Here is a 13,099-nt window from a genome sequence, read left to right as displayed (position 1 = left end):
ATCCGGTTACATTATTAAAAAGCTCTAGGTCCTACCCTATTTCTTGGTCGTTCTATCGAATCACAGCCGCTCAACCTGAAAGGATCATGGCGTCGACTCCAGGCGTACCCCGCCTCGGTTTTGTCGCCCTGAAGCGATCAGCGTTTGGCCAAAAACCTCCTCCAACCGAAAAACAAACTGCTCCACCGTATAACTCTCCTTCACCCGCTTTGCGGCATTGATCGCTAACTGATCACGTCGGCCGGGATGGCGGATGAGATGAATCACCTTCTCGGCGATCGCTTCGGCCGAATTGGGGGGAACGATAAACCCGGTGACCCCCTCGGCCACCGTCTCCCGCAGGCATCCCCGGTCGGTCGCAACCACCGGAAGCCCTTCGCTCATCGCTTCCAACACCGTGAGCGGCTGCCCCTCCTGTTGCACGCCCGGAAAGATGAAGAGGTCGCCCGATCTCAGAAAGCGGCGCTTTTCCTCGCCGGTGATCTGACCGACAAAACGGACCCGGTCCGTCATCCCATTTTCGGTCAGCCGGCGCTCCGCTTCCCGACGCACATCCTCTGATGCCCACGGGCCGGCGATCTCGAACCCCACGTCCTTCTCCTCGCGAACGATCAGCGGAATCGCATCGAGTAAAACGAACAATCCCTTTTGTCGACAAAGGGTCGATAAGAAGAGAATACGAAATGGTCGTTGCGCGCTCAAACGCCGCTCCGACATTTCAGCCTTTTCCTGGATCACCCCATTCGGAACCACCGAGATCCGATCCGGGGCCGCCCAGCGACCAAAGATCGGCCGGAGCATTTCACCGAGCACAATGAACCGCGCGACCCGCCGAAGGATAAAATCAAGATACCGTTTCCAAAGGAATCCCCCCTGGTCCGCCAAGGATTCGAAATTCGCGCCATGAAGATGAACGATCACCCGAGATCTCATCATTAACGCCGGGAGGATGAAGAGGCTGTCCCGGATGAACCCGATCCGCGTCTGGGAGATCGGAATATAAAACAATGCCGGCCGCTCCCGGACGATCAACATCCCATTCCGGAAAAACTGCTTCACAAAAAGAAAGACATCATAGAGATCGGGCTGATCGACATGGCCGATTCCGCGCCGATCGGTAATGTCGAGGTGCACCAAACGAAACTGCGTCGCAATCGACGAATCAAGAATCGCCTGCATTGCCATCCCGACGCCGTGATACGGCGGCGGGGTCGGTCCGATCAAAAGGAGGGTTGCTTTCTCCGGTATCCCTTTTTTAGACATGATTCACCGCTTTCGAACGGATCGGGTCGGCGCCAATCCTTTCTTTCGATTCAAACAACGATTCCATAAATTGAACCATCTTCTCAGCCGACGGCTCGATATCACATTCCTTGACCCGTTCATAAGCCGCTTCGGTCATGGCGGTTCTCTCTTCCGGTGAGCGCTTTAAGACGTTCAAGATCGTCCCCGCAGCCGCTTCGGTGTCCCGTGGATCGATTCGGAATCCGGTCACCCCTTCTTCGATCAAATCCCCCGTCGCGGCCGCATGAATGGAGGAGACGACCGGGACCTTTGCCGCCATCGCTTCGCTCAGGACCAATCCAAATGGATCATACAGAGTATGAAAAATAAAAAGATCGGAGAGGGCAAGATACCGGGGGAGTTCTGTCTCTTGCACGAATCCGACAAAATGGACATTGTGCCAGCCCCGCTCTCTGGCCTCTTTCTCATAAAGTGCTCGCTCAGGACCGTCGCCCACAATCAGCAGCGACGCTTCCGGACGCGATGCAATGACCCGCTGATAGATCTTAAAGAGCTCTTGATATCCCTTGATGTTCGTTATCCGGCCCACTGAAAGAAGGATCGGCCGTGAATATTTCTCCCGCTGGGGAAGAAACCCTGGTTCACGCCGGGACGCCTCCGCCCTGTCGTAAAAAGCACCGACATTAAATGGGGTGACTGTTTTTAGAACCGTCTCGGGTTTTGCCCCGTAATGAACAAAAAATACAGCCGCCTCTCCGGATGAAGCAATCGAGCCGGCGGAGCGGGTGGTGATCCATCGCCGAATCGATTTTTGAACGGTAGAGAGCCGCATCGGTTCCCGTAGCGTGAGTTCTCCCCACCCGATGAATTTTTTCCCGGAAAGACGACAATAAAGACAGGCAGCTAGGTTTGCAGGACCAAAACCGCCGCTCAACACCATATCAGGATTTAGGCGGCGCAACGCCCGGGTCACGCCATAGTTCAGATGAAGCGAAACCGGACGACCGGGGGGCCTAAGATGGACCCCCGGCAATACCTCCGTCTTAAACCGATAGGAAGAGAGCTTCCAATCGCGGTTTTCCTCCCGCTCCGCCATCAACAATACCGTGAGATCATCTATACGGCGTTGTAAGGCTTCAAACAGAGGAATCCGATATGGGGTTAGGATGTTAGTCAGGACGGCCAGCTTCATCGACTATCCCAGAGTATTTCACTTTTATTCTTACCTAAAAATATCAAGTAACTTTCCCGTAATATGACTCAGATCAAAGGGTATTTCAAGCGATATCTTCGATTTGTATAGACGAACTAAGATACGGTCGCGCGTGTCCAATGCGGCACCGCAGGCGTTTTAAAGACGCCGGTTGAGAGTGTTTGAATCTGCGCATCGCTTAATCGGCTGTAAATGTAGAGAGCTACTCCGTCTCCTGAGCCGATCGTACGAGCTTCGGAGATAATTTGAGCCACCCTCGCAGCATCTCTTGCCACAACGACCCCGGTCGAGGTCACATCGAAATTCCCACCGAGTAATGCGACCGCCTGGGGCCGTTTCATCCCCGCCTGCCAGGTTCGAATTTTTGCAGTATCGGGATCGGGTTGATAATCCATGCAATAGAGTACATCTGATAATCCCTGATCGACCCAATTAATACTGTCATCGCCCTGGAAAGTCAGGTCATAAACACCGGGAGTCGCATTTATGCTAATAAGAATATTTTTCTTTAATCCCCGGATTTTTGTAGACACACGGCGCAGGATGTCGGTCGTTGCCTCTTTTTGCCAAGCAATAAGGTATTGCGCACCGTAACCGGGCAGTTTTCTAAGATTCCAATCAGCTAAAAGCTTTCGTCCGGTATCGGCCGTATACTGATCGATACAAGCAGCTCCCCTACAAATACCCATGGTCGTCATAAAGTCCAGATTGATTCCCTGAACCGGATATCTTAATGCGACTTCAGTAATTAGGGCGGAGATAAAAGCACGAAAATTATCATTGTGTACATCAAATGCATTTTCCGGGCTCCCGCTTTCATAATACTGTTGTAGAAACTCTCTCTGCCGTAGGGTTACGGTGAACCACGGATGAATTTCTATATCATAACCGTCTGCCAGCTTGATAAGGTTGTCCAATGGATCGAACCCTGCGATGCGGGGTGTCTGAGTGGTCCAAGGGGCCAGACTGGAGGGCCAAGTAGTTCCCATCCCATGCCAGACACACGGCATGAAGACATTGAAACCTGCCTTCTTGATCCGATCCAAAAGTCTCACGGCAGACGCATTTGTGACCCAATTCAACCCCTCGTCAAATATGGCGCGACTTTCCAATGTCGGTAGGGTCTGCGCCATCGACATGAGTGGCCGGCAGAACGAGCCGGCCGCGACCAGAGTCGACATTTGGATGAATTGTCTCCGTGAAAATTTTTTGTTGAACATGCCACCTCCCTTACAAAGTTGGAGCGATTAATCTAAGAGATTTATTTTTCATTGTTACATCTCCTCAGATCATATAAATGATCTGCAGCCCACCTGCTTCGTCTTAACCGAAAGCAGAGGGAAGGGGGGAAATCATGAATCGCTCCAAACATATAAAGAAATAGGCAGCCTAAAAAATAAAAAATTGCACGACGCTTCGATCAAGACGGCACCCTTTGTCTCATCTTCAAAGAAAAAAATTGTTTGATCATCCCGATCCAATCAAAGATCTTAGCGTTCCTCACGCAGAATAGATGGGCAATCAGGTATGCCGAAAAGATAAAAGGCCAGGTCTCTTTTGTCGCTATCACTTGAAATAAAATGTATAAGCAGCCCGGTATTAACACCCAAAGAATCTGAGTGGGTCGTATGAGCGTAATATCCCTAAAGCGCCACCTAAACACAAAAAAGTTGCTGAGACTAAAAACCAGAAAGCCTATGAGAATCGATATCGGAACAGACCAGAACGGGTAAGAGGCCAGCAATGCAAAAACACCGATATGAACAATGACAGTCGTGATCTGGATTGCTCCGCTGTAAGAAGAGAGGCCGGAGCCTTCTATCGCTTTATACAAGGTCTCAGTAACATAATAGACGGCGAACGCAACAAAAATGATCGAGAGCATTTCGGCCGCGTTCAGCAGATTAGACCCCAGCCAGAGATTGATTAACTCCCGCGAAAACGATTCAAAAAAAAGAGCGGACGGGATTAATATAGAAAGGGCATACCCGAAGAAGGGTCTTAACACCTTCTCTAAATCCTGCTTACGGTCAGAGAGCATGGCTGAGGTGGCCGACACCCCGAGAAGAGGAGAGACGACGACGGAGATCAGTTGGGTGCAGAGCTTATAGACGATTTCGAAGGTCGCTACATTTGCGAGGCCGTAACTCCTGGCGATCAAGATTTTATACATCGGCTCTCGGAGTGCGATTACCAGCGTGGCGATTTGGATGCCGACCCCATATTTTAAAATGCTTTTGAGTTTTTCCCGCTCGATCTGTTTTAGGCTAACTTTAATAAACGGATACCGTCGGCGGACATACCCATAGAACCCGATATATACGACCACATTGGCAGCGAGAATAACTGCTCCAAGCGCATAAACATCGGGGCTTAGCAACAGCGCCAGAACAGATCCTATCGAATAGACCAGAAGCCACAACAATGAGATCAGATGAGAGTAATAAATTTCTTGATGCCCTTCGATGACAGCTTGGTAAGGAGCGGCCAAAAACCGGACGCCGAAACTACCCATGGTCATCAGCAATACAAAGACAGCTTCGTCGTGAAAGTGTTCCGGGATTCTCAATAAGTCTCTAACGATAACCGTCCTGAGAATGAGGACGGTCGTGAATGCCAACAGGGTGATTACAAAGTAAGTCCAGAATACGGCATTAAAATGCTTATTGATCTCCGCCGGTTTTTCATGTTCCTTCGCGACATAATAGACGAGGCTGTTTTTGAAACCAAAATCTGTCAGGTTGAGGAAGCTGATAATAATTGTGTTGAGCGACCAGACGCCAAACAATTCCGGGCCGAGTTTCTTCAGAATAAAGGGCGTTAAGAGAATATAGATCGGAATGGCCAGCCCAACCCTGAACAAGCCGGCGGCAGAGCCCCAGGCTAATTTTCTCTTGAGTACGGTCAGCTCCATTGAGCGCCACGCTGTTGGATAGGACGGTTGGATGATTTAGAATTTTTTAAAATGCTTTCTACTATATGAAGGTAGTTTGAGGCAAAGATGGATGGGGCGAAAGATGTTTTTGCACTTTCATATGCTTTTATTCCGATGTTTTTTCTCTGGTCAGGATTTTCAATAAGCAATTTGACCTTTTTTGCCAGAGACTCCGCGTCCCCTCCGGGATAGAGAAATCCATTCTGCCCCTCTAAAACTAATTCGGGGTGTGCCCCCTGATCGGATAAGATCACAGGCAGCTTTGCTAACATCGCTTCTACGACGGCGATTCCAAATCCTTCATCGAGGGTCGGATTGACATAGATATCAATCGCATTCAAATATTCTCCCACATCGCGGGTGTAGCCGGTAAAAATCACATCTGTTGTTAGTCCTAAACTTTGAACGAGGGATTTCAACTCGGATTGGACCGGCCCGTCCCCAATCAACACTAATTTTGTGTTTGTAAATTCAGAATGGATTTCACGGAAGGCCTTGATCAATGTTTTTTGGTCCCGCTGTGGAATCATTCCCCCGACATGACCGATTAAAATGTCACTTGATCTTGCCCCCACCTGATCTCTAAATGCCCTTCGCTCCACGCCAACAAGACGCTCTTCCACCGGATTGTAGACGACATGTAATTTTCCTGTAGCGCCCGGATATCCTGTTTGAATCGTATTCATCGTGTATTTCGAGTTACAAATGGTGGCCTCCGCTCTGGGAAGGCAAAATCCTCCCAGCACTCGCCCGATCCCTTTACGATAATGAGCGCTGCTATGCTCATGGTGGATCAGCGGGAGGCCTAGACTCTTTGACGCCAGATACCCCGCTACAAGAGCGCGGGTATAGTGGGTACAGATCACATCGGCTTCAAGTCTCATTGCTTCCAATCGTATTTTCCAAGCCAGTTTTAAAAAGGAAGTGGTATTAAATTTCAGAATCGTCGCGCCATGTTGTGTGAATTCCTTCTCCAGCGATTCGAAGTCTTTGTCCAAGGAAGACGATCTGAAGAGAAGAAAAATGAATTTGCATTGATTCCGATTGGCGTACTTTGTCAGATAGAGTAATTTCCTCGGTGTACCACCAAAATCAGAGAGAGTTTCAAGAATATGAAGCATCGTCACCATGAGAGCGTCCTCTTATTACTGACGATAATTAGGGACTGCTCTCTTTCGATAAGACCCAATGCGATACAGAGCGGCAGTAAAGCAAAACTATAGCTCAATGGCGCATGTACGGGCTGTACTAAAAGAAAGATGACTAGTGTAGATGCCATTGTGAGACATCGAACAGAAAATTGAGGATTCAAACCCCGCCGTGCAAGGCCCAACAGGATGACTACAAGGTAAATGAAGGTCCCATAGAGAAGGGCACCCCCCAAATAGCCGAATTTTACTTCGACATCTACATCGCCTTTATCTACAAATCCTAACGTTTCACCTATAACCTGCTTTTTAACAGCTAAACCGTATTTTGACTCCTTATCGATAAATCCATATCCCAGATATGGGCTTTTATCAATGATCTTTCTTCGCGGCCTTGCAAAAACTTCTCTGCCGACCAAGGCACCACCTGAATTAGTGGCGAGTTCAGTAACACCGGAGAAAACGAATTCGTCTGAGATACCCTCTATCTTATCAAGTCCATTTCCCATAGTGATCCCAACAGTCAGAAGAGCAGCGCCGGCCGTGCCTACCAGGGCAAAGCTCTTCCAAAAGGTTTTGTCCAACCCCTGTTTCGAAAGTAAAAGCATACAAGGAATAACTGATACAGTCGCTAGTAAGTAAGAACGGAAAAAAGTGAGCAGCAACCCGATAAACCCGACCGCGGTACGCAGGTAAGCTCCTCCGAGACCATAAACGGATTCGTAATAGCTGTGGAGGAGCGCTATTAAAATCACCGGCCAAAATTGCAGATAGACTTTCCAAAATATAAATGCCTCTTTTCTATAGGCAAATGCCAGGTGATTTAACAGTGACAATCCAAGAATTTGTGCGATGATCTCAAGAAGGGCATAGTAGAATCCCAGAGCCAATAAAAGAGACCAACCCCACTTCACATCTTTCTCTGTTCGCAAAAACAAAAAAACACCAAAATATGCAAAAATCATCAGAAACTCTTTTGAAGCCTTCAACGAATAAAATAGCGAAGAATAACCTTGTAACACAGGATAAATCACGCCAAATAGCCAGAAGGCTGCCAAGATTAACATCGGAGTAAAGAGTCGAGCTCGTCGCAGATCTCCGAGACGATGAATTGAAAATAAAATTGAACCTGCTAAGATCAACGCAAGCAAAGCATGAATATCAAATGTGCCCTTGATTGCAATCGACATAGGATCGAGGAACCCTAGCATTTGTGACGCAGGCAATAATATCAGAAGGATCAATCCCGCCCGCGAGATAAAAATAATGGCGAGACCTATAAAAAATATTAAAGAAAGATATAGAAGAAAAAGAGAATCCACTATGGTCTGTCCTTGTCCCGTGCCGCCTCTAATAAAAATAAAACTTCCAATTCCGGAAACGATCTGATCTAAGATCAGGACATCTGAATAAAGTCCTTACACTTTTAACCTCTCCAGCGCGGAAGCGCATCTTCCGCGAAGGGACCTTTCTTTAAAGCAATTACCTGCTCATCATTTAACATGCTATAGATGTAGAGCCCTACGCCATTATTAGGCCACTTGTGCTGGGCAAAGGCGGCATACTTGGCAACCAATGCCCCTGGCCTCGGTATTACACTCGATTTTTCGTCAGGCTTATCATAGTTCCCAAACATAACGATTACCTTCTCAGGCTGCTTTAAAGCTTTTCGCAACCGGTCAACCGTTTCAAAATCTATCCTTTCCTTGTAATCCATATCAAAGATTACATCAATTAAACCTTCATTGGCCCACCTCAGTTCATCTCTTCCCTCGAGAGCTCTCTTTTCATCGGGAGGTTTTGGATGGCCGTCAACACTAATAATTAATTTGGGTTTCATTTTTCTTGCGTTGGTTACAAAACTTTGGACGATGTCCGTGACCGCATCATCCTGCCACCTCTCGATACGATCTCTGGCAGGGCCTAAGACTCCTCTTAGCGCATAATCTAATTTAAAGTTATTACCCGTTTTTTCAAGATAATCCTTCTGACAATCATCCGAGGTACAAATGCCGACCGTTCGAATATAATCTAGGTTGATTCCGTCGGCGTCATAGCGCTGTACAAGATCAAGCATCAGATCCGTAATAAACTTTCTAAATTCTGGTTTGTGTACATCATAAGCATCTTGCGGAACTCCTTCTTCATAGAATTTCGGGAGGAGGGTTCCCTGCCTTAGTGCAACCGTAAACCAGGGATGTATTTCAATCCCCATACTATGGGCCTTCTGAATGAGGTAGGCTAACGGATCATATCCACCAGGAATGATCGATGCCAGCTTGGGATCCATGGGTGCTAAAGATGTCGGATAGTAGGTACCGTTTCCATGCCAGACACAAGGGATGTAAACATTGAACCCGGCTGCCTTTACCTTTGTTAAGATGTCGTCGGCTGCTTTTTTGGAAAATGCCCAGTGCATATCTTCATCAAAAATGACTCGGCTCTCCAAAAGTTTTCCTTGGCCATTTCTCTTTTGTTCCAAGGGAATAGAGATTCCCTGTTCAAGCCATTTCCATTTGCCCCCAGAGGCTGTTTGCAGGTTTTTTTCGTCATTTTTATATGACTTTATGACCTCTTCCGTAGAAAGCGGCCGACCAAGGATAGTAAGGTCGTCAAAAAGTGCAACCGCACTCCGTCCCCGCTGATCGGTCGCACCCCTATCAGAGCCTAAATAGATTGGTCCAGCGTTGGTGTATTCTCCCGAGAAGGACTTCGTTTGTTCTACGATTTTTGTGCCGTTTATAAAAAGCTTACAATAGCCATCATTGCCACTTTTCCAGACGGCCGTAATCATAATCCAGGCATCTGGATCAATCTTATATGGTACGGCACAATGCATACCTTCTTGGTTGCTTACAATAAAATAGAGGCGTTGTAGTCCCTGTGGTTCCCACCATCCGAATGAAATCGCCATATAACTTTTTTTGCCATCCGCCCAGGGCATTGTGAGAAAAGTATGCGATCCCTTATCTTCTCCCCAAATCGGCTTGGTCCAGAATGAAATGGTTCCCGCCTTAGCACTGATCCTTTTGGAAGGGTTTATTGTCGCGTAAGTCCCTGCATCGAGTTGTAACGCCTGTCCTCCTTTGTCGCTGGGAGTAAACATGGCATCATGAAGTTCTAAACCGCTTCCTTGAGCGCCGGCAGCTTGCCGATTTTGAATCGGATCAAAATGCTCAGATAGGATGACATCTTCCCCTTCAGTGAGACCGGGAAAACCCTCTTTTGAATAACCAAGGATACCAACTGCCATTATCATGCTTAAGCTAAAAATAATTGGATACATGCGTCCATGCACGGATTACCTCATTGATAAAACATCAAACGATAATAGAATTGTTACTGCTTTTTTATCACTCTTTAACGATATGGAAGTATCTTCTACTGCCCGCACGCTTTATAGGTTTACTTTCAGTGAGCATGCCAGTTGTTTCAGTTAGAGGATCAACAAGACACCAGATTTACATAGAGGGAAAAGAGAGGAACTTGCTCACCGAGAAAAATTGTATCGATTATATTAACATGAATTGCCTAAAAACCAGCCTCCTGAATATCTCTGCGCTCCGCATCATCATTCTTCTTAGAACGACCAGACTCGCAGCTATTCTACAGCAACTTTTGTTTATTCACGACTTAATGTTTGAATCGCTAAAGATGACTGTCTAGAAGATGGCCCATCTCTGTTGAGAGCATCCAAGTCTGTCTGGATGCTCTCAACAGCATGGTTATGCGGCCAATTTCCTTCGGGCAATGGCAGCCAAGCCGATCAGGCTCGATCCAAAGAGAAGAAAAGAGGCTGGAAGTGGAACCGGTGTTAACCCACCGACCCAAACGGACCCTCCGCTTAGGCCAATGATCCGAGAAGCCAACGTAAAGGTCGGCCCTCCCGATCCATCCGCCAGAGACTTGACGTTGAAGTCGTTGGGAGAAAGATTCACTCCATTGATACCCAGATCAAAAGAGAGAGTATCCCCGCTTCCGAGAAGAAAGTCTCGGTTCAGAACAAGCTTTCCGTCGAAAAAGCCCCCACCTTCGACAAAAAGATTTCCTCTTCTTGCCGTGTCGGTCGGAGCCAGACGTGTTCTGAATGCGTCTGAACCCAGCGCGGAACCTTCGACCATGACGTCGCTGAACCTTAAATCACGCGGGTCATGGCCGAGGGGATCGCCACTGAAATTGAAAAAAAGTGACTGAAGCTTGCCCGACGAGATATTGGTAATATCAAATCGGACCTTGTTTCCGTCATCGGCCATGGTGACCACAGCCTGGGGGGGGATATTGGGAATGGAAATGGGGCTGATGAGCTGATCGAGTGGAAAGGTCAACTCGTCCGCATTCGCGGCGCTCTGTCCTCCCGCAATCGTTCCCAACAATAGAGCCAGTACGACTATCAGTTTCTTCATCTTGAACTTCCCTCCTCCTGAAACCCATCCCGAAAATTAATTTCCCGGAATGAGGCATATAGTGTGTTCGCGCGTTCTTGCGCTTGAAGCCAGATGATGCGAATACCGTGTAGCAGTAACTTACATTTAGTGACTCTTTCAACTGCCACCGATGATTAATACCATCGATCCTGTTTTAGCGCAAGGTTATTTTGATAACTAATTTTAAGAATCTTGGAAAAAAATACACATTGAGAGAATTGTCAATGTCGGGATTATCAAAAGAGAATTTCGACTTTTGAAAATGTGACAGTCGGTACCTTTTTAACAGGCCGTTAACAAAATATTTACGTACTATTACCGTAGTGTATTATCGGAACTTGATTTTATATTCACATTCTAGAAAAGGGAGAGAGCAATAGAGACGGAAGGCTTGAATGCGCACCGCATTCCAATCCATTTTGTCTTCGGGAGGGATATTCCTTTTCCATATTTTTAGAATTTATATAACGGTTTGGTGATGTTAGCGGGATAATCTCTAGAAGGAGTTGAGATAAATAAAGAAGGTAAATCTACGCGGACAGCTGGGAGGCCTGGCTGGGGGAAAGGGGAAAAGAGAGGCTCTTCGGGAGAAAAACGGTGAAGGTCGATCCAACCCCGGCGGTGCTCTCGACTTCGATTCGGCCTTGAAGGAGGGTGATGAGGTTTTTCACAATCGTCAGCCCCAGCCCGGTCCCTCCCGCCTTTCGGGTCAGCGAGCCGTCGAGCTGCTGGAATCGCTCGAAAATGCGCGGGATATCTTCGGCCTTCATGCCGACCCCGGTATCTTTGACCGAGATCCGAATCCCTTGTTCGAGATGGCAAGCGGTCAGGGTGACGCTCCCCCGCTCGGTAAACTTCACGGCATTGGAAAGGAGATTTAATATGATCTGTCTGATTTTGGAGGCGTCGCTCTCGATCGGCGAAAGGTCTTCCGGAATATGACAACCCATTTCAACCGGACGGCCTTTGATCAGTGCGTTTGCATCGTGGACGACCTCCGCCAAAAGGGATTTGAGATCGACCGTATCGACATGCACCGGCATCTCGCCCGATTCGATTTTGGAGAGGTCGAGCAGATGGTTGATCAATGACAGCAGGTCGGTGGCGTTACGCTGGACCCCTTCCAACGGTCCCTTGGCCTCTTCCGTAACATCGCCGTAAGCCCCTTCCAACAGGAGGCTGCCGTAGCCGATGATGGCGTTGAGCGGGGTGCGGAGCTCGTGAGAGACGTTGGAGAGAAACTCCGACTTGGTCCGATTGGCTTCCTCCGCCTCCAGCGTCTTCTGCTTCAGCGCTTCTTCATTTCGCTTCTGGTCTTCAATGTCGGTGAAGGTGCCGAGCCAGGCGACGATCTCCCCGTCCCGATTCCGCTCCGGGATGCCGCGGACGAGATGCCAGCGGTATCCCCCTTCGATTCCTCGAAGACGACATTCCGTCTCGAAGGCCCGTCCGGTTCGAATCGCCTCCGCCCATCGGTGGGCGGTCTCGCTGAGATCGCCGGAGTGGACCGCCCGATTCCACCTGTCCCCGACGCTCTCTTCCTCGGAGAGGCCGGTGTAGTCGAACCACCGGACATTGCACGCCTCCATTTCGCCGTTCTTGTCGGCGAACCAGACAATCTGGGGAATGGCGTCGGCCAGGTTTTTGTAACGTTCCCGGAGGGCCAGCTCCTGTTCGAGGAGATGTCGTTCATGCTCCCGCCGCTCGATCTGCCGAAGGAGCTCGGTCTGACGCCGGATCTGTTCTCGACTCCGATAGAGCTCGGTGAAGACCGCCACCTTCGACCGCAAGATCATCGGCTCGAACGGTTTAAAGAGGTAATCGACCGCGCCGATGGCGTACCCTTCGAAGACAAAGCGATCTTCTTTATTGATGGCGGTGAGGAAGATAATCGGGATCTCCCGGACCTTCGGCCGCTTCTTGATCAATGCGGCGGTCTCCAGACCATCGAGATCGGGCATACAAACATCGAGGAGAATGAGGGCGAAATCCTCCTCGATGAGAAGCTTCTTCAGCGCCTCTCTCCCCGAGAGGACGGAGACCAGCTCATAGAGGGGAGAGTCCAAAAGCGCCTGGAGCGCGATGAGATTCTCCCAGTGGTCGTCCACCAATAAGATTTTAATTTTTTGCATGG

9 protein-coding genes are annotated in these 13,099 nt (G+C 48.6%); all 9 read right to left on the bottom strand.

Going from position 1 to position 13,099, the window contains the following annotated elements; translation table 11 throughout:
• Positions 1-84: 84 nt before the first annotated feature.
• The gene (locus tag HY282_04215) at positions 85-1,263 is read right to left on the bottom strand and encodes a glycosyltransferase family 4 protein (protein ID MBI3802946.1); all 1,179 of its coding nucleotides are present in this window, start codon (positions 1,261-1,263) and stop codon (positions 85-87) included.
• Entirely contained in the window at positions 1,256-2,437 is a 1,182-nt protein-coding gene (locus HY282_04210) for a glycosyltransferase family 4 protein (GenBank protein MBI3802945.1), read from the bottom strand. Before HY282_04210 ends, HY282_04215 begins: the two co-directional genes overlap by 8 nt.
• Before the next feature lie 116 nt (positions 2,438-2,553).
• Complete coding sequence (locus HY282_04205; protein ID MBI3802944.1) at positions 2,554-3,678, bottom strand: family 10 glycosylhydrolase; 1,125 nt, start codon at positions 3,676-3,678, stop codon at positions 2,554-2,556.
• A gap of 200 nt (positions 3,679-3,878) precedes the next feature.
• On the bottom strand, positions 3,879-5,372 hold the full coding sequence (locus HY282_04200; protein MBI3802943.1) for an oligosaccharide flippase family protein: 1,494 nt from the start codon (positions 5,370-5,372) through the stop codon (positions 3,879-3,881).
• Complete coding sequence (locus HY282_04195) at positions 5,363-6,523, bottom strand: glycosyltransferase family 4 protein (protein ID MBI3802942.1); 1,161 nt, start codon at positions 6,521-6,523, stop codon at positions 5,363-5,365. Before HY282_04195 ends, HY282_04200 begins: the two co-directional genes overlap by 10 nt.
• Positions 6,517-7,863, bottom strand: coding sequence for a hypothetical protein (locus tag HY282_04190; protein ID MBI3802941.1), 1,347 nt, complete (start codon positions 7,861-7,863; stop codon positions 6,517-6,519). Before HY282_04190 ends, HY282_04195 begins: the two co-directional genes overlap by 7 nt.
• Before the next feature lie 104 nt (positions 7,864-7,967).
• Positions 7,968-9,839: a family 10 glycosylhydrolase gene (locus HY282_04185; protein ID MBI3802940.1), complete on the bottom strand. Its 1,872-nt coding sequence runs from the start codon at positions 9,837-9,839 to the stop codon at positions 7,968-7,970.
• Between the two features lie 427 nt (positions 9,840-10,266).
• Positions 10,267-10,944: a VPLPA-CTERM sorting domain-containing protein gene (locus HY282_04180; GenBank protein MBI3802939.1), complete on the bottom strand. Its 678-nt coding sequence runs from the start codon at positions 10,942-10,944 to the stop codon at positions 10,267-10,269.
• Between the two features lie 551 nt (positions 10,945-11,495).
• On the bottom strand, positions 11,496-13,097 hold the full coding sequence (locus tag HY282_04175; protein MBI3802938.1) for a response regulator: 1,602 nt from the start codon (positions 13,095-13,097) through the stop codon (positions 11,496-11,498).
• Positions 13,098-13,099 lie beyond the last annotated feature (2 nt).

Source organism: Candidatus Manganitrophaceae bacterium (assembly GCA_016200325.1).
Lineage (GTDB): Bacteria > Nitrospirota > Nitrospiria > SBBL01 > Manganitrophaceae > Manganitrophus.
This window is presented reverse-complemented; position numbering and strand designations above follow the sequence as displayed.

Coding starts and splice junctions, on each gene's coding strand:
- HY282_04215 (MBI3802946.1), bottom strand. CDS start 1,263: ATGTCTAAAAAAGGGATACCGGAGAAAGCAACCCTCCTTTTGATCGGA.
- HY282_04210 (MBI3802945.1), bottom strand. CDS start 2,437: ATGAAGCTGGCCGTCCTGACTAACATCCTAACCCCATATCGGATTCCT.
- HY282_04205 (MBI3802944.1), bottom strand. CDS start 3,678: ATGTTCAACAAAAAATTTTCACGGAGACAATTCATCCAAATGTCGACT.
- HY282_04200 (MBI3802943.1), bottom strand. CDS start 5,372: ATGGAGCTGACCGTACTCAAGAGAAAATTAGCCTGGGGCTCTGCCGCC.
- HY282_04195 (MBI3802942.1), bottom strand. CDS start 6,523: ATGGTGACGATGCTTCATATTCTTGAAACTCTCTCTGATTTTGGTGGT.
- HY282_04180 (MBI3802939.1), bottom strand. CDS start 10,944: ATGAAGAAACTGATAGTCGTACTGGCTCTATTGTTGGGAACGATTGCG.
- HY282_04175 (MBI3802938.1), bottom strand. CDS start 13,097: ATGCAAAAAATTAAAATCTTATTGGTGGACGACCACTGGGAGAATCTC.